The sequence below is a fragment of the Nonomuraea sp. NPDC049486 genome (assembly GCF_040676925.1).
Taxonomy (GTDB): Bacteria; Actinomycetota; Actinomycetes; order Streptosporangiales; family Streptosporangiaceae; genus Nonomuraea; species Nonomuraea ferruginea.
The window spans coordinates 269,195-290,309 of sequence record NZ_JBFAPV010000001.1 but is presented as its reverse complement, the minus strand read 5'-3'; the positions used below and the strand labels follow the sequence as shown (position 1 = coordinate 290,309).

Below are 21,115 nucleotides of genomic sequence, written 5' to 3'. Positions count from 1 at the left end.
GGTTTACTCTTGCGCGCATGAGCGCTGCTGAACCTGTGCCGGCCATGCCGGACATCCACACCACGGCTGGGAAGATCGCTGACCTGGAACGGCGGCGGGACGAGGCGCTGCACGCCGGGTCCGCCGCCGCTGTCGAGAAACAGCACGCCAAGGGCAAGATGACCGCGCGCGAGCGGGTGCTCGCGCTGCTGGACGAGGACTCGTTCGTGGAGTTCGACGAGTTCGCCAGGCACCGGTCGAGCATGTTCGGCCTGGAGAAGAAGCGTCCCTACGGCGACGGGGTGATCACCGGTTACGGCACCGTCGACGGCCGGCAGGTGTGCGTCTTCTCACAGGACGTCGCCGTGTTCGGCGGCTCGCTCGGCGAGGTCTACGGCGAGAAGATCGTCAAGGTGCTCGACATGGCGCTGAAGACCGGCTGCCCGATCATCGGCATCAACGAGGGCGGCGGGGCCCGTATCCAGGAGGGCGTGGTCGCGCTCGGCCTGTACGCCGAGATCTTCAAGCGCAACGTGCACGCCTCGGGCGTGATCCCGCAGATCTCCCTCATCATGGGCGCCGCCGCCGGCGGCCACGTCTACTCCCCCGCGCTGACCGACTTCGTGGTCATGGTCGACCAGACCTCCCACATGTTCATCACGGGCCCCGACGTCATCAAGACGGTCACCGGCGAGGAGGTCACGTTCGAGGAGCTGGGCGGGGCGCACGCGCACAACTCCAGGTCGGGCGTGGCCCACTACCAGGCGTCGGACGAGACCGACGCGCTGGAGTACGTCAAGGCGCTGCTGTCCTACCTGCCGACCAACAACCTGGACGAGGCTCCCGCGTACGAGGCCGCCGAGGACCTGGAGCCCGACCAGGAGCTGGACGAGCTGATCCCGGACTCGGCCAACCAGCCGTACGACATGCGCCGGGCGATCGAGCACGTGCTCGACGACGGGGAGTTCCTGGAGGTGCAGGAGCTCTTCGCGCAGAACATCGTCGTCGGGTTCGGCCGGGTGGACGGGCGGCCGGTCGGCGTCGTCGCCAACCAGCCCATGCATTTCGCCGGATGTCTGGATATCAACGCATCCGAGAAGGCCGCCCGCTTTATTCGAACATGTGATGCCTTCAATATTCCGATCCTGACTTTTGTTGATGTCCCGGGTTTCCTCCCCGGCACTGATCAGGAATGGAACGGAATCATCCGCCGCGGCGCCAAGCTGCTGTACGCCTACGCCGAGGCGACCGTCCCGCTGGTCACCGTCATCACCCGCAAGGCGTACGGCGGCGCCTACGACGTCATGGGCTCCAAGCACCTCGGCGCCGACGTGAACCTCGCCTGGCCCACCGCGCAGATCGCGGTCATGGGCGCGCAGGGCGCGGTCAACATCCTCTACCGCCGCGAGCTGGCCGCCGCCGACGAGCCCGACAGCGAGCGCGCCAGGCGCGTCACCGAGTACGAGGACACGCTGGCCAACCCCTACATCGCCGCCGAACGCGGCTACGTGGACGCGGTGATCCGCCCCTCCGAGACCCGCGCCCAGGTCGTCAAGGCGCTGCGCGCGCTGCGCAACAAGCGCGCCTCCCTCCCGCCCAAGAAGCATGGGAACATCCCGCTATGACCGAGCAGTCACGTCCCCACCTGCGCATCGTGCGCGGCGACGCCACGCCCGAGGAACTCGCGGCGCTGGTCGCCGTGCTCGCCGCCCGCCCCGCCGCGCCGGAACCTCCGGCGCGGCCCCGGACGCAATCTTGGCGAAACCCTGCGCGAAGCATGCGTAACCCACTCACACCGGGGAAGACGGCTTGGCGGATGAGTGCCCTGCCCTAGATCGATCCCGAGAATCGGGTGTCAAGTTCTCCGGTAGTTGGGACTATCTAGAGAAAGTAGGCGTATATAGTCGGCCGATCAACTAATGCTCCGGCCTGGAGGACATCATGGCCATCCCAGACCTGGTGCCGCACCCTGTGGCAGCGAAGTACGCCGTCCTGGTGGACGTCGGTTATCTCTACGCTGCCGCGGGTGAAGTGCTCCTTGGCGCCAAGGAACGCAAGGAATATCGTGTGGCCGCCGATGAGCTCATCCAGAGCCTTCAGAAACATGCAGAGGAACGTATTTCTGGTGAGCTGTTGCGGATCTATTGGTATGACGCCGCCCGTGACCGCGTGCCCACCGTCGACCAGCGGGTCATCGCCCAGCTGCCCTGGGTGAAGGTGCGGCTGGGCAACCTGAACGCGCGCGGCCAGCAGAAAGGCGTCGACGCGCAGATCAGGAGCGATCTGGAGGCGCTGGCCAGGCACCACGCGGTGACCGACACCATCCTGCTGGCCGGCGACGAGGACATGGTCCCCGCCGTGGAGGCCGCGCAGGCGTACGGGGTGCGCATCCACCTCTGGGGGGTGGAGCCGCCCTACGGCACCAACCAGGCCGAGCGCCTGGTGTGGGAGTCCGACACCGTGGAAGTGATCAGCGCTGATTTCCTGAGGCCCTTTTTCAGCCGTGCTCCGCAGCCCGTGGCGGTCGCCCCGCCGGCGGCGGCGCCGTCGCCCGCCCAGGTGTTCGCGGGCCGCTCGCCGGTCAAGCCGCACGTCAAGCCCGGCCAGGTGGCCAAGCTCGGGCCGAGCCGGCCCCGGGTGGAGGACGTCGGCGAGCACGTCGCGCAGAAGTGGATCCTGACGCGGGGCCGCGACAACATCCGCGACCTGCTGCCCGGCCCCATCCTGCCCACCGTGATCGACACCGAGCTGCTGATCGAGGCGGAGAAGGAGCTGGGCCACTCGCTGCGGCCCTATCCTGAGGCCCGGGTGTGGCTGCGCGACGGGTTCTGGGCGCGCGTCTACCGCGAGTTCGATCTCGGGGTGGGCGTCTCGTCCAAGTAGCTGACCTGGGCCTTCGCGGTCAGGTCCGATTCCCGCCAGTCGGTGCCGGTGAGCAGGCATAGTCTCGAAGCATGTCGCCTTTGGAGCTCGACTTCGACGCCTGCTACCGAGCCGTCTCGGCGCGGGACGCCCGGTTCGACGGGCGGTTCTACACGGCGGTGAAGACGACGCGGATCTACTGCCGTCCGATCTGCCCGGCGCGCACGCCGGCCGCCCGTAACGTGCGCTTCTACCGGCATGCCGCCTCGGCGGAGGCCGCCGGGTACCGGCCGTGCAAGCGCTGCCGGCCCGAGCTCTCGCCCGGCGACCCCGGCTGGGACACCCGCGGCGACCTCATCGGCAGGGCGCTGCGACTGATCGACGACGGGGCCGCGGACGAGGACGGCGTCGCCGGCCTGGCCAGGCGGCTGCACATCACCGAGCGCCACCTGCACCGGCTGTTCGTCGCCGAGCTCGGCGCCGGGCCGCTCGCGGTGGCCAGGACCCGGCGGCTGCTGCTGGCCAAGCAGTTGCTGACGGAGACGGCGCTCCCGGTCACCGACGTCGCGTTCGCCGCCGGGTTCGGCAGCGTCCGGCAGTTCAACGCGACGATGCGGGAGACGTACGGGTTCACGCCGAGCGAGCTGCGCGCGACGGCCGGCGGCTGGGCCAGGGTGTCCGCGCCCGTGCCCACCGCCGATCCCGTCCCCGGGGCCGCGTCGTTGCGGTTGCGGCTGCACCGGCGGGAGCCGTACGAGGTGGCAGCGGTCTTCGGCTTCCTCGCCGCGCGTGCCGTGCCGGGGCTGGAGGTGGCGGACGCCACCGCCTACAGCCGCAACATGCCCGGTGGGACGATCACGCTCACCGCGCACCCCGGCCATCTGGCGCTGGACGTGACGGTGGACGACACCCGGCAGCTCGCCCGCATCGTGGCACGCTGCCGGCGGCTGCTGGACCTGGACGCCGACCCGGAGGCCATCCGCGACGCGCTCGGCCGGACCTCGCTGGCCCCGCTCGTCGAGGCCAGGCCGGGGCTCCGGGTGCCGGGCACGTTCGACGGGTTCGAGCTGGCCGTGCGCGCCGTCGTCGGCCAGCAGATCTCCGTGGCGGGCGCCCGGACCCTGCTGGGCCGCGTCGTGGCGCGGGCGGGCTCGGACGGGCGGCTGTTCCCCACCGCCGCCGAGCTGGCCGACGCCGACCTGACCGGCCTCGGGCTGACCGGCAGGCGCGTCACCACCCTGAAAGAGCTGGCCGCCCGCGTGGCCGGCGGACTGATCGACCTCGACGGCGCGCAGGAGCCCGCCGAGGCGGTCAAGGAACTGCTCGCGGTCCCCGGCATCGGCCCGTGGACCGCCGGCTACATCGCCCTGCGCGCGCTGCGCGACCCCGACGCCTGGCCCACCGGAGACCTGGTGCTGGACCGGCGCATGGCCGAGCTGGGCATCCCGAAGGATCACCTTGAGCGGTGGCGGCCCTGGCGGGCCTACGCCGCCCTGCACCTCTGGAGTCATCGATGATCGACGCTCAGGTCCTGCCCACCCCGGCGGGCGAACTGTCCGTGCTGGTTCGCGACGGCGTGCTCGTCGCGGGCGGCTTCACCGGCGAGCCCAAGGAGATGTTCGTCAGGCTCGCCCCCGCCCTCCAGGCCGAGGGCATGACCGTGGTCGACGACCTCGGCCCGGTGTCGCGGGCGGTGCGCGACTACTTCGCCGGCGACCTCGACGCCCTGGACGCGGTCCCGGTCGAGCAGCCGGGCTCGCTCCGGCGCAAGGCGCTCCACCAGGCCCTGCGCGAGGTCAAGGCGGGCACCACGGTCACCTACGCGGAGCTGGCCGAACGGGCGGGGATGCCCAGGTCGGCGGCCAGGGCGGCGGGCGGAGCCTGCGCCCAGAACCTGATCGCCCCGTTCGTGCCCTGCCACCGCGTCCTGCCCAGCACGGGCGGCTTCGGCGGCTACTACTACGGCGTCGCCGTCAAGGCGTGGCTGCTCGCCCACGAGTCCGGACGTAACTGACCGCGTGACTGATTACCGGGCAGCCGGCCCGGCGGCGCCGATTCCCGGCGGCGCCGCCGGACCGCGTCCTAGGGCCGGACGTTGCTCTGCACCTCGCCGACCGGAACGTCCCTGGTAGCCTCCACCTGGACCGGGTCGAACTGGATGTCGGCCCCGCCCGTCACCGTCACCGGCCACACGCTGGTCACCGTCAGCTCGTACACCTCGCGCGGCCGGTCGATCGAGGCCCGCAGGTAGCGCACGCCGCAGGTGAACTCCGCTCCCCGCGCGTACGGCCGGCCGGCCGCGCCGCAACCGTCCTCGCGCACCTCGGCCCGGTCGGAGCCGGTGCCGGCGTCGATCCTGATGTCGCTCAGGGTCGCGGTCACCGTGGCGCTCATGACGCCGGGCAGGGTCGCGGTCACCGACCGGGTGGTGTCGCCCACGCCCTCCAGCCAGACGAACGTCGGCAGGTTGACGTAGCTCTTGGCGTCCGGGTTCAGCTCGACCTTGCCCTCCGGCACCGTCAGCGCGGCCCTGGCGATCTCGGCCAGCTCCTGGAACGTGATGCCGCTCGGCGGCGTCTCCCCCGGCGGCACGAACACGAACTGCTCCAGCCCTGCCCAGCAGGCGGCGCCCCTCCGGTCGCCGCTGTTGTACGCGGGAGACCACCACAGCCCGGGTTGCCCCAGCTTGTCCTTGAACTGCTGGATGAAGGCGCGGAAGCCCTCCTCGTCGGTCTGCGCCCTGCCGCGGTTGGCCACCGGGTCGGACATCTGCTCGAACATCTTCTCCGCGTCCAGGCCCGGCTCGTACCAGCAAGGGCTTCTCATCTGGTAGCCGTCGTTGCGGCCGTTTCGCACGTCACCGGAGATAGTGATCTTGGAATGTTCGAGGACGACCGTGGACGTGCGGTCCTTCTGCGAGCCTCCGACCCTGACGTCCTCGCTCGGCGGGTCGAGAGCGCCGAACAGCAGCGACCCCGCGACGACCACGGCGACCAGCGGTTTCATCTCCCGCACCCTTCTTTGCCGTAACCGATCTGCTTGACGCGCCACACGCCGTCGTCGCCCTTGCGGGCGAGCACCCTCTGCAGGTACGGCGTGCGGATGGAGGTGGGCTGCGGCTTGACCGGCTCGCCCGTCTCCGCGGAGACGACCTTCATGTCCGTCTCGTCCACGCAGACGTCGACCTCGGCGCCCCGGCCGACGACCGCGTTCACCTTCATGCGGTAGAGCCGCGACCGGCCCGCCACTTCGAGCTTCTTGTCGGTGAAGGCCCGCGCCCATTTGATCGCGTTGACCCGGTACTCGAGCTCGACGTGGTCGAGGAAGCCGTCGTCACCGGAGATCACCGCCTCGTACTTGCCGAGGTAGAACGCGGGGAACAGCCGCAGCAGCGCGGTGTCCTTGGCGGGCCAGTCGAACCGCACCCGCAGGTCGCCGACCTCGGCGGTCGCAGGCCGCGCCCCGGTGGGCGCCGCCTGCGACGGGGTGGGTTCCGGCCGCGTCGCGCCGGGCTCCGCCCGCGCCGCACCGGTGGCGGGCGCGGGTTCTTCGCGCGGCTGGTAGGGCCGCTCGGCGGGCTGCCCGCAACCTGCCAGCAGCAGGAGTACGAGCGCGGCCGTGATCCTTTTCATGCCGTGGACTCCCTGACGAGGTGGACGCGCCACGACGGCAGCAGCTCGTCGATGAGCGCCTCGGTTTCCGGGGCGAAGCTGCCGGCGGCGCGCCTGGTCAGCCCCTCGATGACGGCCCGCAGCCGGACCAGGTCGCCGGTGGCGTGGGCGGCGCGCAGCAGGTCGCGCCAGAGACTCTGGTCGTCGGGGGCGAGCAGCAGCGCGGCCCGCACGGCGGCGATCGCGGCCTCCGGCTCCCCTTCGGCGAGCCGGAGCTCACACAGCCGGCGGGCCGCATCGGCGACTTCCGCGGCCACGTCGTACTCCAGCTCGTCCGCCGCCAGCCACGCGTACCGGCCCCGCGGGCGGTCCCTCAGCAGCGGGCCCCTGACCAGGCCGAGCGCCTTCTCCAGCAGGACGGTCCTGGCCATCTGGTCGCCGTGCGAGCGGCGTACCAGCTCGCGGAAGAGCGCCCAGTCGGTGCGCACGCCGGGCCCGAGCGAGAGCCGGCCGGACTCGTCGGCGCGCAGGTGCTCGCGGCCGAGCCAGGACGCGACGCGGGCGATCGTGGCGTCCCTGACCGAGGGCTGCACGCCGCGCGGCCACAGCACGCCGCCGAGCACGACGGGGTGCACGCCGCCCGGGTGGGTGGCCAGGTAGACGAGCAGCTCGGCGGCGAGCGCCATCCGTCCTTCTTCGAGCGGCTGCGGGCCGGTGACCTGGACGGGGCCGAGGATCCTGATCTCGACCGCGGGCGGGCGGAGGTCGGCCAGCGGCTCGGGGCCGGGGATGGGCTCGCCGTCGACCCGGTCGGCGGTGCGGAACAGGTCGACCAGCGCCCGGTAGTGGCGGCGCGGCAGCAGCTGGGCCTTCACCTCGAAGCCCAGCTCCGGCAGCCTGGCCGTGCCGTCCTCGGTGATCTCCCAGGTCCAGGTGGCGTGCGGCACGTCGCCCGCGACCACGTATCCGGCCAGGTCGTTCCTGGCGAGCAGGGCCAGGCGGCGGGCCTCGTCGTGGGTGGGCGCCACCGCCGACAGCAGGTAGTGGGCGACGCCGGGGCGTCCGGTGACGCGACCGGTGAGCACCGCCTCGCGGGGGGCGGCGGTCGCCTCCAGCTCCGGCAGCACCTCGGCCAGGCCCCCGACGGCTCTGATCCGGTCGGGGGCGATCGCGGTCAGCTCCTCGCCGAACCCGACGAGCGTGACCCGCATGCGGTCGGACCACCGGTTGGTGGCCAGCTCCACGGCGAGCGCGGCGAGCGCGGCCGTGGTCTGCGGGCCGCGGATGTTGATCAGGCCCTGCGCCGCCTCCAGGTCGACCAGCACCCGGCCGCTCCGGTCGGTGCCGATCGACACCAGTCCGGGGTACGGTGCGCCGCCCAGGTGTGTGTGCCTGTTCGCGGGATCGTCTCCGGCCGGGCTCCCGTGGTCGGGCAGCAGGCGACCCTCCCGTGCGGGCAGCCGCCAGACCTGGCCGCCGTCGTCGGCCGTCCATGGGGCGGGCGGGTGGTCATCCTTGGGGTGGATCCACAGGTCGAGTGAACGGGCCGACAGGTGGGCGGCGTAGACGGTGGGCGGGGTGCGGCCCTGGGCGCCCAGCTCGGCGCCGAGCAGCCGGAGCCCGAGGTCGAGGATGCGGGCGCCGGGCATGTCCGCGCCCATCCTGAGCGCCACCTCGGCGTCGGCGGCGTCGCCCTGCGGGCGGGCCACCCGGCGGCCGGTCAGCCGGCGCCAGAGCTGCTCGCGCCGCCGCACGGCGAGCAGGGCCAGCAGGCCGGCGGCGGCCAGCGACGCCCCGGACAGCACGTCGAGCAGCGCCGACCCGCCCGCCTGCGCGTCGGCCGCGCCCTGCTCGCCGGAGCGCTGGTCGTTCGAACGCTCGTCACGCGCGCCCTGCTCACTCGAGCGCTGGTCGCCCGTGCCCTGGTCACCCGAGCGCTGGTCGCCCGAGCCCCGCTCGCCCGGCCGTTCGCCGGCCGAGCCGCGTTCGCCCTTCCGCGCGTCCGTGGACCCTCCCTTGCCCGCACGCTCGTCGCCGGAGCCGCGCTGGTCGCCCTCGGTGGCGGACTTCTTGGGCGGGCCGGGGTGCTCCTTGAGGGTCTGCGCCCTGGCCTGGCCGGCGGGGACGATGTGCGTGTTGCGCGCGTCGTCGGGCATGTCGAGCACCCATCCGGGCCTGATGAGGTCGGCCATCCGCAGGCGCGCCCCGTCGGGCTGCTCCTTGTGCTGGTTGAGCCGGAAGATCTCGGGATAGCGCCGGCCGTCGCCGAGGCACTTCTCGGCGATCTCCCACAGGCTCTCGTGGTGACGGCCGTGCGGGGGCTGCACCACGTACACCTTCTTCGTCCGCTGGTTGTCGACCACCTGCTGCTCGACGACCGGGGCCGTGAACGCGACCGCCGTCACCGGCGGCATGGTGGGCGGCGGGGTGGCCAGCCTGGCGATCGGCGCCATCGCGGCGCCCGTGGTGAACAGCACCAGCGCGGCCGTGACCAGCTTGTTCACCAGCGCCTGCGTGCCGCCCGACAGCGGCACCCTGGCCGGCATCCCGACCCGGCGCACGCCCGCGTACACCTCGACCACCACGCACGCGAACAGCTGCAGCCAGGCCAGCCAGACGAGCAGGATCAGCACCGCCGTGATCGTGCTGGGCCCGATGCGGGTGGTGAGCAGGTCCAGGTCGAGCAGCTCGGGGCCGATCGGCGGGCCGACGAAGAGCAGCAGCGCGTACGGGACGCCGCCGACGAGCGCCAGCAGTGACGCGAGCGCGCCGAGCCCGGCCAGCACGTCGCCCAGGCGGCGCCTGCGGGGTATGCGCGCGGGCGTCCGCCTGCGCGCATGCTGGGCCGGACCTGACATCGTCACTCCCCTTTCACGTCCAGCGTCCCGACTCGCCGGTTTCTTCTCCACCGACCGGCCCGAATCGGTCTGGCTCACCGCGCCTCAGGAGCTGCGGCGGCCTCGGCCTCCATCTCGGAGCCAGGAAAGCCGACGGCTCCCAGGAAGAAAGCCGTCCAGGGCACCCGGACGGCGACCACGGCCTGGTCGCCGTCGACGGTGCAGCTCGCCAGCGCGATGCCGTCGTCGCCGTGCGCGTCGAGCACCTCGCCGGCCCTGGCGCACACCTCGGCCTCGCCGAGCAATCGGACCTGGCCGCCCTCCCGCAACTGGTCGACGTCGACCTGGTCGGCGGCGGCCCTGGCCGCCTGCTCGGCGATGTCGGCGGCGCGCAGCCGGGCGTTGATCGCCGCCCCGCCGTCCACGAGCAGCCCGGCCAGCAGGAACACCACCACGGAGAAGAGCACGGTGAACACCGACATCGACCCGCGCTCGCGCCGCCTCAATCGACCCTCCTGAACTGCTCCAGCGGCACCACCGCGGTGCCGGTCATGGTCTTGGCCGCGCCGAACCCGAGGAAGCCCAGGTCCAGCTCGCAGGTGACCTCGGCGCGCACCTCGCCGCCCTCCTCCCAGCGGGAGCCGTCGAGAGAGACGGCGGGGCCCGCGCACTGCCCTTCGAGCGCGGCGGTGGCGATCTCCTCGGCCGCCGAGCGGGCCTCGTCGAGCGTCCGCTGGACGGAGGCGGCCCTGGCGGCGTCCCTGGCCGCGCCGTTCACCTCGCCCTGGGCCTCGACCAACCGCCCGGCCCCGGCCAGGAACAGCAGGAACAGCACGAAGATCGGGGCCAGCAACACGGTCTCGACCGCCATCGAGCCGTGGTCCCCGCCGCTCAACCGCAGTCCTCTCCACCGTCGTCGGGCCGGAAGCACTCGACAGGCCCGCCGGCGGTGGCGGTGATCGTGAAGGCCAGCTCCGGCAGCAGCGGGATGACCTGGACGGCGCTGCCGGTCACGGTGACGTGGCGCTCGTCGGGCTCGCGTTCGGCGGTGGTGATCTCGGCGCCGGACAGCAACCGCGGGCCGATGGCCGCGACCACGTCCCTGGCCTGGGCCCTGGCCTGCTCCTCCCAGCCGTCCGAGTCGGCGGGGGCGGCGCGCGCCACACGGGCGCCCTCCCGCGCGGCCGCCTCGGCGACCTGGCGGCCGTGGAACCAGAGCGCCACCTGCACGATCAGCAGCACCACGGCGAGCACGACGGGCATCAGCAGGGCGAGCTCGATCACGCTCGCGCCGCCGTCGCGCCGCCGGCTCACTCGTCGCCACCGCCACCGCCACCGCCGCCCCCGCCGAAGGAGCCCTCGATCTCGGCCTGCTTGCTCTCGACGAGTGACCTGATCAGCGTGGCGAGGCCGAGCGCGACCCCGGCGACGATGGCCGTGATGATGACCCACTCCACGGCGGAGGCGCCGCGGCTCGGGGCGGTGCGGGCGCGGTGGATCCGCACGTGCAGCAGCGCGACGGTGTAGACGATCCACGGATGGTTCATTTATGACCCCAACATCTTCATAGCGGCCGGGAAACTGAGAAAGATCACGAAGCCGGCGCAGAGCAGGAGCTGGGCGACCAGCATCGACTGGGAGCGCTCGCCGGCCCGGCCCTCGATCTCCGCCAGCTCGCGGCGGCGCAGCGTGGCCGCCCGCGCCGTCAGGGAGGAGCGCACCTTGGCGCCGTCGTCGGCGACCAGGCCGAGCGCCGCCGACAGGTCGCGCAGCTCGTCGATGTTGATCTCCTCGCCGAGCTGGCCGAGCGCCTGCCAGGGGGTGATGCCGACGATCCTGGCGCCGCTGAGCGCGTCGCGGATGCGGGCCATGGCCCAGTTGGGCTGGTCGCCACTGACAGAGACCGCCATCATGAGCGCCTCGGGCACGCCGCGGCCGCCGGCGAGGTTCATCGACACCAGGTCGAGGAACGCGCCGACGACGTGGCGGAAGTCGCGCCGCCGCGCCGCGGCCTCCTTGCGGACCTGCAGGTCGGGCAGGAAGAAGAAGACGGCCGCCGCCAGCACCGCCACCCAGAACGGGACGGCGGGAGACGCGCCCCACCCCATGAGCAGCAGCCAGCCGAACAGCAGCGGGAACGCCAGCAGCCCGCTGGCCGCCAGCAGCGCCTTGGTCGCCAGGAAGCCCTCGAACGAGCGGCCCACCAGCGCCAGGTCCGCCCTGACCGACCGGGCCTCCCAGCCGCGCGCCGCGTACAGCGCCGCCAGCCGCGCGCCGAGCCCGCGGCGGAACGCGCCGACCGACTCCTCGGGGAGCAGCAGGCTGATGCGCGGGGCGTCGGTGCTCTCGCGGACCGCGTCCAGCGCCAGCAGCCGCGCCACCAGCCCAGGCCGGGCCGGGAAGATGGCCCGTACGAGCAGGAAGAGGCCGAGGCCCGCCAGGCCGCCGGCCAGCACGCCCTCAACCATGGTCGCCTCCCATCAGCAGCCGGCTGGGTTTGTCGAACCTGGCCAGCCGCCGCATCCAGGCGAACCCGGCGCCGAACAGGCCGGCGACCACCACGAGCACGGCCTGGCCGAGGGCGTTGTCGTACTCGTTCACGTACGAGGGGTTGAAGACGACGAGCAGGGCCGCGAAGGCGAGCGCGGTGCCCACCACGATCTGCACGCTGCGGCGGGTGGCTCGGCGTTCGGCCTCGACCCGGCGGCGCATGTCGAGCTCCTCGCGGGCCGACACGGCGAGCGCGCCGAGCACGTCGCGCAGGCCGGGGCCGCGCAGCTTGGAGTTGAGCACGAGCGCGGCGACGACCAGGTCGGCGGACGGGTCGTCGAGGTCGTCGGCGAACCGGCTGAGCGCTTCGGGCAGCGCCATCCTGATGTGCAGGCGGTCGATCAGCGCGCGCAGATGAGGGCGGAGCGAGGGCGCGGCGGCCCTGATGGAGGCCGGGATGGCCTGCTCCAGCCCCGCAGCGCCGGCGATGGTGTCGCGCAGCGACTCGGTCCAGGCTGCCAGCGCCTCCAGGCGGCGCATGGCGGCCCGCTCCTCGGCGGCGCCGCCGGACAGGCCGCGCCAGGCGAACACCAGCAGGACCGTGCCGACGGCCACCACGGGCCAGCCGGTGACCACCAGGACCACGAGGGCGGCGATCGCGGCCACGGCCGTGCGGGTGGTCAGCTTCTGTACGAGGTGGCGCTTGGGCTGCGCGGGCCGGGGGCGCATCCCGTACAGGGAGACGATGAGCAGGAACAGGCCTCCCCCGGCGGCGGCGCCGGTCAGCAGGGCGAGCGGGTCGAGCCCCGGCATGGTCACCAGCCTCCCGGGTGGTAGCCGTGCGCCATGAGCTCCTCCAGGCAGGAGACCGGCGCGTGCGGCAGCCCGGCGCCGTCGGGGCCGGGGACGAAGATCTCGCTGGACAGCACGCGGCCGTCGCAGCCGTTGACCTCGCGGATGCTGGACACGTAGCGGCGCAGGGTGCCGCCGCGGTGGTAGTCGTTGCGCTTCTCGATGAAGACCACGAAGTCGATCGCCCCGGCGATGAGCATGTGGGTGGCGTCGATCGGCAGCCGCTCGCTCGCCTGGAGGGCGTAGGTGGCGATGCGGTTGAAGACCTCCATGCTGGAGTTCGCGTGGATGGTCGACAGGCTGCCGTCGTTGCCCTGGGTCATCGCGTTGAGCATGGTGACGATCTCGTCGCCGAGGACCTCGCCGACGATGACGCGGCTCGGGTTCATCCGCAGGGACCTGCGGACGAGCTCGGCCATGGTGATCTCGCCCTGGCCCTCGGAGTTGGGCAGGCGCTGCTCGAAGGCGACCACGTTCGGGTGGAGCTCGGCGAACTGGTCGAGGCCGAGCTCCAGGGCGCGCTCGACGGTGATGAGGCGCTCGCCCGCCGGGATCTCGTTGGCCAGCGCGCGCAGCAGGGTGGTCTTTCCGGCATTGGTGGAGCCGGCGATCATGATGTTTTTCCTCGCGGCGACGGCGGCCGTCAAGAAACGCCCGATCTCCGGGCTTATTGTGTTATTTCCGACTAAGTCGGAAAGAAAGACTTTGCCGAGCCGGGCACGCCTGATCGACACCGCGGGCCGTACCGTCACGTCCATCACCGCGCTCAACCGGGACCCGTCGGGCAGGCGCAGGTCGAGTTGCGGGTTGGCGGTGTCGAACGGCCGGCTCGACAGCCCCGAATAGGCCGCGAGGATCTGGATGAGCTCGGTCAGCTCCTCGTCGGACTCGGCCACCGGGTCGTGCATCAGCTCCTGGCCGTCGGCGTAGCTGACGAACACGCGGTCGCAGCCGTTGATGTCGATGTTCTCCACCTCGGGGTCGTCGAGCAGCGGCTGCAGGCGGCCCACGCCGAACAGCGCGGCGTGGATGCCGGCCGCGAGCGCCTCCTCCTCCTCGACGGTGGGCGGGGTGCGGCCGAGGCCGATCTCACCGCGCGCGTGCTCCTCCAGCACCTGGGAGATCAGCGCGCGGGCGAACTGGCGCTCGTCCTCCCCGGTCATCGGGGGCATGCCGTTGGCCTGGTCGAGCCTGCGCTGGTGGGCCAGCCGGTCGCCGACCTCCTGGCGGAACCGCTTGACGAGGGCGTGGTCGATCATCGGGTCACCAGCCGTCCGGCGAGGTCGCGTGCGGTGCGGATGAGCAGCGAGCGGTCGAGCCTGCCGCCCCACTGGCCGCGCAGCAGCTCGGCGCCCTTCGGGTCGTGGGCCAGGCCGTGCACGAAGCCGACGTACGGGCCGACGATGCGGCGCACCTCCTCGATCGAGGCGCGGTAGCTGCGCGGGTCGGCGATCACCACGACGCCGTGGGCCTTGCTGATCGACAGGCGCTCGCGCAGGTGGGCGACGTGGTCGAGGGTGGCGCGGGCGAGCAGCACCACCTGGTCGGCCTCGGCCATCAGGTCGCCGAGCTGCGGGTGGGCGCCCAGCCGGCCGCAGTCGGCGATCACGTCGGCCTCGGGGATGCCGGCCAGCGCCCGGCCCAGCGGGCCCCACAGCCAGGTGAGCCCGGCCGCCTGCTCGCCATGGGTGAGACCGACCAGCACGTCCAGCCCTCCGATCACCTTCTGCGTGTGTGCGGGGATCTGCGCGGGGTCCAGGCCGCGCCGGGCCGTCGCGCCCAGCGTGAGCAGGCCCTTGCCCGGGTTGAGCACGCCGCCGTCGACGGCCGGCAGCCGGTAGGCCAGGTCGCCGCCCGCCGGATCGCACTCGGCCAGCAGCACCGGGCGCGGCCACACTGCGGCCAGCGCCGTGGCGGCGGTCGTCACGCCGGGCGCGCCCTTGTCGGCGGCCAGCACGATCAGGGCCACCTCAGCGTTCTCCCGGCAGCTCGGCCACGGCGACCTCGCCGCTGGAGGCGAAGCGGAGCACCACCGGCGACACCTGCGTGTCGACGATCACGGTGATCTGCCCGGCGCCGGTGCGGCCGCGGTCGCCGACGCTGTGGACCAGGGCGTTCTGTACGAGGACGCGGCTCTCGTCGGCCGAGCCGCGGGCGGGCACGTACACCACCTGGACGCGGTCGCCCTCGCGCAGGCCCGTGGGCATCTGGCCGGGCTTGAGCGCCAGGCCCACCACGGCCTTGCCGGGGCCCAGCTCGGCGCTCTCCTTGACGCCCATCGCGTTCGTCAGGAGCGTGCCGGGCAGGATCGTGACGGCCGCGAAGCTGTCGAGCACCTGCTCGCGCTGCGACCAGCTGACGAAGTCGACGCCGGTCTCGGCGACCTGGACCTCTTCCAGCGCGTCGGCGGTGAACTGCTGGCCGGCGCCGATCTGCTGGGTGACGCGGATCGCGGAGACGCGGTCGCCGCTGCGCAGCACGAGGAGAGTGGTGGCCAGCGCGCCGCCCAGGATGAGGAGCACGGCGAGGGCGGCCAGGGCGGGCTTGCGCTCGCGCGGCGGCACGGGAAGCTTGCGCGAGGCCGGGCCTGACAAACCGGCCGTGGTGGCGGCGGGCTTTTCACTGGTCCTCAATCGGGCTCCCACGGGTGAATTGTCGAATGTCCGCCATTATGTGCATTGGGTTGGGGAAGCGGGGGGTGAATGCGAGGAACCATGCTGGTTTCGCAGGAGTAGGTGTGTCAACCAGTCATAATCAATGCCTATTGTTTCTACCGGGTTGACGGCTGTGATTGATCTGGCTATGGGACGCGAAGGTATTGATCGGTGCTTTATTGCGGGATTTTTTGTGTTTTATCCCTACAACGTGCTCTGGCGTCGGCGGCGGTTGTCCACAGGGGCGGGAATCCATGCCATTGCCGTCAACCCGGGGGTCTAGCCTCGCTCCGGGCGTTACCTTGGCGCCCGAATCCGACCGAGGAGACGGCCCATGCGGATCATGCTCACCGTGCTCGGCGAGCAGGGCGACCGTGACGTCGTGATCGACGGCGACGACGACGCCACCGTGGCCACGGTGAGCGAAGCCCTCGGCGACCGGGGGCCGCTCGCCCCCGTCGTCCGCCTGCCCCGAGCCCGCGCCCCCTACGGCATGTCGCCCGCCGAGGATCCACTGGGCCAGGTCCCCGGGCAGCGACGTCCCGCCCACGACGACCACCACCGCCCACCCACCCCCGACTGGCCCCCAGGCGCCCCGGGCCACTTCCCCGGAAACCCCTTCCCCGGAGATTCCGGCACTGGGACCCCGTTCCCGGGCGATCCCGGCAGGTCTTCTGCGGACCCACCCGGCAGGTCTCCTGGGGACCCGTACGGGAGAGCCGCCGGAGCGGCCTCCGGCAGTCCCGGCCGTCCTCCCGGGCACCGTCGCCCCGGCACCTCCCCTCCCTACTCCGGCTCCCGCAACGGTTCAGGCGGCGCACCCCCGCCGAACCCCCAACGGCCGGACAGTGCGTCCCCGCCGGGCTTCCCCCGACGGCCGGACGATGCCACGCCCCCGCCGGGCTTCCCGTACGGACCGGACAGGGCCTCGCGTTCGCCGGAGCGTCCCCACGCGCCGGACGGGGCCGCGTCCTCGACGGGCCTGCCCTACTGGCCGGACAGGGGTTCGCCTCCGCCGGATGGTGCCGCGTTTCCGCCGGACTTTCCCTATGGACCGGGCGAGAGGTCGCGTCCGGCGGATGTTTCCGGTGCGGGGGCTGTCTCGTCGGGGCCCTTGGTGTTGTGGCGCAATGGGCGGCCTCTTGATCCTCGAGCTCCGGCGCGGGCCGTGCTGCGGGACGGTGACAAGGTCACGCTCGATGCGCGGCTGGCCCGTACGACGATCGTCGAGGAGCCCGCGGGGGTCGCCGAGGTGCGCGTGGTCGGCGGGCCGGCCGCCGGGGCGGTGCACCGGCTCGGCCTGGGCGCCCATGTCATCGGCGCCGACCCGTTGTGCGCCATCGCCGTGGCCGATCCCGAGCTCGCCCCCGAGGCGGTGACCGTCCGGGTGACGCCCGACGCCATCACGGTGGAGCGAGCCCTGCGCGCGGCTCCCGAACAGGCGCGGCTCAAGCTCAAGGGCCGCTGGGCCGACGAGGTCGCCGAGCTGTCGGCCCGGGTGGCGGAGCGTGAGGCCGCCGAGTTCGCCGCCGAGGCCGGGCGGCCGGCGCCCGAGCTGGGCTCCCTGCCGCTCGGCGAGGCCGTCGAGTGGCCGGAGGACACGCTGCTGGCCTGCGGCTCGTCGCTGTTCACGCTGACCGCCATCGAGCCGCGCGACGCCCACCTGACGCCCCGGCTGGAGGGCGGCGTCGCCTACAACCGCCCGCCCAGGCTGCGCCGCCCCGAGGGCCGCCGCACGTTCAAGAAGCCCAAGGAGCCCACCCGCGCGGAGGGCATGCGGCTGCAGTTGCTCGCCGCGTTCCTGCCCGCCGTGATCGGGGTCACGCTCGCGTACGTGCTCGACCAGTGGTACTTCCTGCTGTTCGCGCTGATGACGCCGGTCATCATGGTCGGCCAGTGGTGGAGCGACCGCCGCCACGGCAAGAAGCAGCACCGGAAGGCCATGAAGGAGTACCGCGCGCTGCTGGCCGCCCACGACGAGGAGGTGGAGGCGGCCAGGGCGGACGACGAGCGGCGGCGCCGGTCCGACTCGCCCGATCCGGCCCAGGTGCTGCTGACCGCCATCGGCCCGCGCAGGCGGCTGTGGGAGCGCAGGATCCATGACGAGGACGCGCTCAGGCTGCGGATCGGGCTCGCCGACCTGCCCGCGAACCTGGAGCTGAGCGAGGAGCAGGGCGGCCCGATCGACCCGCCGGTCTGCCGTGCGGTGCCGGTCTGCCTGCCGATGCGCAGGCTCGGGGTCGCGGGCGTCACCGGCCCGCGCGACGCCGCCACCGGCCTGGCCGGATGGCTGGTGGGCCAGGCCGCGACCCTGCACAGCCCGCGCGACCTGGCCATCGTGATCCTCTCCGCGCACCCCGACGGCGAGCGCCGCTGGAGCTGGGCGCGCTGGCTGCCCCACTGCGCCCCGCGCGGCGGCGAGGAGTGCGTCGCGCTGATCGGCGCCGATCCGGAGTCGGCGGCCAAGCGGGTGGGGGAGCTGGCCGCCCTCATCGACGAACGCCAGAACACCTCGATCCCCGAGCTCGGCAAGGTCCCGACGGGCTGGGACGACCTGGGCGGGCCGGAGCCTCCGGCGTTCGCCGCGTTCGACACCCGCCCGTACGACGTGCTGGTCGTGGTCGACGGCGCCCAGGCGCTGCGTGGCCTGCCGGGCATGCCCCAGGTGCTGCGGCAGGGGCCCCGGGCGGGCGTCTACACGGTGGCCGTCGACGAGGACCAGCGGCTGCTGCCCGAGGAGTGCGCCACGGTCGCGGCCTGCGGTTCCGACGGCCGGGTGGTGCTGCGGGGCGGCGGTCTCGACGTCATCGGGCCGGTGCTGACCGATCTGGTGTCGGCGTCCTGGTGCGACCGCCTGGCCAGGTCGCTCGCCCCGATCCGCGACGTGAGCAGACAGGACACCGAGGGCAACCTCCCCGACGCGGTGCGCCTGCTCGACCTGCTGGGCCTGCGCTCCGCCACGGGCCGGGAGCTGGCCGCCCGATGGCGCGGCCGGGGCTCCACCGAGGTGGTGATCGGCATGGACTCCGAGGGCCCGTTCGCGGTCGACCTGCGGCTGGACGGGCCGCACGCGCTGATCGCCGGCACCACCGGCGCGGGCAAGTCGGAGCTTCTGCAGACGCTCATCTGCGCGCTGGCCGCCGCCAACCGGCCCGACCAGCTCACGTTCGTGCTGATCGACTACAAGGGCGGCGCCGCCTTCAAGGAGTGCATCCGCCTGCCGCACACGGTCGGCATGGTGAGCGACCTCGACGGCCACCTGACGCAGCGCGCCCTCGACTCGCTGGCCGCCGAGCTCCGTCGGCGCGAGCGTCTCCTGTTCACCTCCGGCGCCAAGGACATCGAGGACTACGCGGGCTCCGAGCCGCTGCCCCGCCTGGTGCTCATCATCGACGAGTTCGCCGCGCTGGTGGCCGAGTTGCCGGACTTCGTCACCGGCCTGGTCGACATCGCTCGTCGTGGCCGGTCGCTGGGCATCCACCTGATCCTCGCCACCCAGCGGCCGGCGGGTGTGGTAACGGCCGACATCCAGGCCAACACCTCGCTCCGGATCGCGCTGCGGGTGACCGAGCCGGCCGAGTCCTCCGACGTGATCGACCTGCCCGACGCGGCGCACATCTCGAAGACCACGCCGGGCCGTTGCTACGTGCGTTCGGGGATGGGGGCGGCGAGCGCCGTCCAGACGGCCCGGGTCGGCGGCCGTGCCCCCGCGTCGGTCACGGGCCCCCACGACAGGCAGGCGGCCGCCGTCCGGGTGATCGACGTCGGCTGGCGCATGGTGGGGCGGCCGCTGCCCCGGCCTCCGGAGCCCGAGGAGGAATCGACCGTCACCGACCTCACGCTGCTGGCCGACGCCCTGATCGAGGCGGCCCGCCTGGCGGGCGTCCCACCCCAGCCCAGCCCGTGGCTCGAACCTCTCCCCAGCCAGTTCGTCCTTCCCCTGCCGACAGACAGCGCTCGTGACCTCGGTACGGGTGACGGCACTGCGGCCCTCTACCCGAGGAGCGGAGCGGACACCGCTCGCGGCCCTGGAGCGTCCGGAAGTGCGGGACCGGTCTCCCTCACGGAAGGAGGGGGTGCCCAGAGTCCGGGTGGCCGCCAGACGGCGGCCTCCCACCTCGCGGGGAGCGGGGACGCTCGCGGTCCCGGTGCGGGCGACAGGGACGCCGCTCGGGGTCGCGGTGCCGGTGACCGGGAGGTGGCGGCTTCCTCGGGCGGTGGGCGGGGGGTTCCGTTGCAGGCTTCGGGGGTTCCGTTCCGGGAGTTCAGTCCTGGCCGGGTGAAGGGGGACGGGGTGGCCGCCGAGGTGGCGCCGGTGGCGTTCGGGATCACCGATCGGCCGTGGGCGCAGGATCGGCAGCCGCTGGCGCTGGACCTGGCGCACGGCGGGCATCTGCTGATCGCGGGCGCCGCGCGGAGCGGCAGGTCGACGGCGTTGCGGACGATCGCCGGGTCCATCGCGGCGCACGTGTCCCCCGCCGACGCGCACGTGCACGCGATCGACTGCGGGTCGGGGGCGCTGCTGCCGCTGGTCGCGATGCCGCACTGCGGGGCGGTGGTGACCCGTGACCAGCTCGACCGGGTCGAGCGCCTGCTCGCCAGGCTCAGGGCCGAGATCGGCCGCCGCCAGCAGCTCCTCGCCGAGGCCGGGCACGCCTCCCTGGCCGAGTACCGGCAGGCGGGCCACCGGCTCCCCTGGATGGTGTTCATGCTCGATCGCTGGGAGGGCTTCGTGGCCGCGTTCGAGGGCTACGACTACGGCCGCCTGATCGAGGCGCTGCTCCAGCTCCTGCGTGAGGGACCGGCCGTGGGGTTCCGGGCGGTGATCACCAGTGACCGGTCAGGGCTGCTGGGCCAGGTGTCGACGGTGTTCGACGACCGGCTGCTCCTGCGTCTGTCCGACCCCTCCGACTACGGGCTGGCCGGTTTCCCGATCAAGGGCCTGCCCGCGTCGATACCGCCGGGCCGGGCGTTGTCCCTCGGAGACCACGGCATCGTCGAGCACCACATCGCCCTGCTCTCCCCCGATCCGGCCGGTCCTGCGCAGGTGGCGGCGTTGCAGGCGCTCGCCCGTACCGTCGGTGACCGGATGCCGGCGGGCGGCCCGCCAGGGGCGGGGCAGTCCCGTGCCGCAGGGCAGGGGCCGCTGCGTGTGGACGCGCTGCCGATGCGCATCACCGCGGCGGAGGCCCTGGAGCTCGACCCGTCGTTCAGCCCGCCGTCGCCGCTGTGGGCGCTGGTCGGGGCGGGCGGCGACGCGCTCGCGCCGCTGGGGCTCGACCTGCTGGCGCACGGCCCGGGCGCGGTGATCGCGGGCCCGGCCCGTTCCGGCCGTTCGTCGGCGCTCCTGACGGCGGCGCGGTCCCTGATCGCGCGCGGCACCCCTGTCGTCGCCGTGGCACCGCGGCGCAGCCCGCTGCGGGAGCTGGAGGGGGCGCTGGCGGTGCTCGACGGGAACGCGGACAACCTCGCCGAGGTGGTCGCCGACCAGCGTCACTACGTCGTGCTGGTGGACGACGCCGAGCTGGTCAACCCTGACTCCCCGCTGGGCACCGCCCTGGAGGAGGTGCTCCGGTCCGGGAGGGACGGTGACCACGGCCTGCTCATCGCCGGCACGACCGGGGATCTGGCGGTCGCCTACCGCGGGTTCGCGGCCGAGACCCGGAAGTCCCGTACGGGGCTGCTGCTGGCGGTGCAGGGCCAGGCCGACGGCGACCTCTTCACCATCCGGCTGCCACGCGGCACGGTGGGCGGGCCGCCCGGTCGGGGGTTCCTCGTGACGACCGGCACCATCACACCTGTCCAGGCCGCTCTGCCGGGCGACGCCTGA

The 21,115-nt window shown here is 73.1% G+C and carries 18 protein-coding genes; 6 read left to right on the top strand and 12 right to left on the bottom strand.

The window, feature by feature from the left end; genetic code table 11:
• Window positions 1–17 precede the first annotated feature (17 nt).
• From AB0K05_RS01405 to AB0K05_RS01385, 5 genes are all read left to right on the top strand, one after another.
• Window positions 18–1,604 (top strand): acyl-CoA carboxylase subunit beta, encoded by a 1,587-nt coding sequence (locus AB0K05_RS01405; protein WP_271280399.1) that lies wholly within the window; start codon window positions 18–20, stop codon window positions 1,602–1,604.
• A complete protein-coding gene (locus tag AB0K05_RS01400; RefSeq protein ID WP_148037009.1) occupies window positions 1,601–1,813 on the top strand; it encodes an acyl-CoA carboxylase subunit epsilon in 213 nt (70 codons plus the stop codon). Before AB0K05_RS01405 ends, AB0K05_RS01400 begins: the two co-directional genes overlap by 4 nt.
• Window positions 1,814–1,920: 107 nt before the next feature.
• The gene (locus AB0K05_RS01395; RefSeq protein ID WP_148037008.1) at window positions 1,921–2,862 is read left to right on the top strand and encodes an NYN domain-containing protein; all 942 of its coding nucleotides are present in this window, start codon (window positions 1,921–1,923) and stop codon (window positions 2,860–2,862) included.
• 71 nt (window positions 2,863–2,933) lie between these two features.
• Window positions 2,934–4,358 carry a DNA-3-methyladenine glycosylase 2 family protein gene (locus AB0K05_RS01390; protein WP_364225526.1) on the top strand — a complete coding sequence of 475 codons (1,425 nt, stop codon included), beginning with the start codon at window positions 2,934–2,936 and terminating at the stop codon, window positions 4,356–4,358.
• Entirely contained in the window at window positions 4,355–4,855 is a 501-nt protein-coding gene (locus AB0K05_RS01385) for a methylated-DNA--[protein]-cysteine S-methyltransferase (RefSeq protein WP_364225523.1), read from the top strand. Before AB0K05_RS01390 ends, AB0K05_RS01385 begins: the two co-directional genes overlap by 4 nt.
• A gap of 68 nt (window positions 4,856–4,923) precedes the next feature.
• Here AB0K05_RS01385 and AB0K05_RS01380 read toward each other — a convergent pair whose 3' ends face one another.
• The 12 genes from AB0K05_RS01380 to AB0K05_RS01325 all read right to left on the bottom strand — a co-directional run bounded on the left by AB0K05_RS01380 (window position 4,924) and on the right by AB0K05_RS01325 (window position 15,264).
• On the bottom strand, window positions 4,924–5,847 hold the full coding sequence (locus AB0K05_RS01380; protein WP_271280474.1) for a hypothetical protein: 924 nt from the start codon (window positions 5,845–5,847) through the stop codon (window positions 4,924–4,926).
• On the bottom strand, window positions 5,844–6,473 hold the full coding sequence (locus AB0K05_RS01375) for a hypothetical protein (RefSeq protein ID WP_345482815.1): 630 nt from the start codon (window positions 6,471–6,473) through the stop codon (window positions 5,844–5,846). Before AB0K05_RS01375 ends, AB0K05_RS01380 begins: the two co-directional genes overlap by 4 nt.
• On the bottom strand, window positions 6,470–9,310 hold the full coding sequence (locus AB0K05_RS01370; protein WP_271280030.1) for a BTAD domain-containing putative transcriptional regulator: 2,841 nt from the start codon (window positions 9,308–9,310) through the stop codon (window positions 6,470–6,472). The genes AB0K05_RS01375 and AB0K05_RS01370 overlap by 4 nt, the downstream gene beginning before the upstream one ends.
• Window positions 9,311–9,384: 74 nt before the next feature.
• Entirely contained in the window at window positions 9,385–9,795 is a 411-nt protein-coding gene (locus AB0K05_RS01365) for a pilus assembly protein TadG-related protein (protein WP_271280031.1), read from the bottom strand.
• Window positions 9,792–10,184, bottom strand: coding sequence for a TadE family protein (locus AB0K05_RS01360; RefSeq protein WP_246639349.1), 393 nt, complete (start codon window positions 10,182–10,184; stop codon window positions 9,792–9,794). Before AB0K05_RS01360 ends, AB0K05_RS01365 begins: the two co-directional genes overlap by 4 nt.
• The gene (locus AB0K05_RS01355; protein WP_219543630.1) at window positions 10,181–10,603 is read right to left on the bottom strand and encodes a TadE/TadG family type IV pilus assembly protein; all 423 of its coding nucleotides are present in this window, start codon (window positions 10,601–10,603) and stop codon (window positions 10,181–10,183) included. Before AB0K05_RS01355 ends, AB0K05_RS01360 begins: the two co-directional genes overlap by 4 nt.
• The gene (locus tag AB0K05_RS01350) at window positions 10,600–10,836 is read right to left on the bottom strand and encodes a hypothetical protein (protein ID WP_148037002.1); all 237 of its coding nucleotides are present in this window, start codon (window positions 10,834–10,836) and stop codon (window positions 10,600–10,602) included. The genes AB0K05_RS01355 and AB0K05_RS01350 overlap by 4 nt, the downstream gene beginning before the upstream one ends.
• The gene (locus AB0K05_RS01345; RefSeq protein ID WP_148037001.1) at window positions 10,837–11,757 is read right to left on the bottom strand and encodes a type II secretion system protein; all 921 of its coding nucleotides are present in this window, start codon (window positions 11,755–11,757) and stop codon (window positions 10,837–10,839) included.
• The gene (locus tag AB0K05_RS01340) at window positions 11,750–12,592 is read right to left on the bottom strand and encodes a type II secretion system F family protein (protein WP_364226705.1); all 843 of its coding nucleotides are present in this window, start codon (window positions 12,590–12,592) and stop codon (window positions 11,750–11,752) included. Before AB0K05_RS01340 ends, AB0K05_RS01345 begins: the two co-directional genes overlap by 8 nt.
• A gap of 2 nt (window positions 12,593–12,594) precedes the next feature.
• Window positions 12,595–13,890, bottom strand: coding sequence for an ATPase, T2SS/T4P/T4SS family (locus tag AB0K05_RS01335; RefSeq protein WP_148036999.1), 1,296 nt, complete (start codon window positions 13,888–13,890; stop codon window positions 12,595–12,597).
• On the bottom strand, window positions 13,887–14,600 hold the full coding sequence (locus tag AB0K05_RS01330; RefSeq protein WP_148036998.1) for a hypothetical protein: 714 nt from the start codon (window positions 14,598–14,600) through the stop codon (window positions 13,887–13,889). Before AB0K05_RS01330 ends, AB0K05_RS01335 begins: the two co-directional genes overlap by 4 nt.
• A 1-nt stretch (window position 14,601) precedes the next feature.
• Window positions 14,602–15,264 carry a hypothetical protein gene (locus AB0K05_RS01325; RefSeq protein ID WP_219543632.1) on the bottom strand — a complete coding sequence of 221 codons (663 nt, stop codon included), beginning with the start codon at window positions 15,262–15,264 and terminating at the stop codon, window positions 14,602–14,604.
• 1,189 nt (window positions 15,265–16,453) lie between these two features.
• On the opposite strand from AB0K05_RS01325, the gene AB0K05_RS01320 reads away from it, so the two are divergent.
• A complete protein-coding gene (locus AB0K05_RS01320; protein ID WP_364225513.1) occupies window positions 16,454–21,115 on the top strand; it encodes an FtsK/SpoIIIE domain-containing protein in 4,662 nt (1,553 codons plus the stop codon).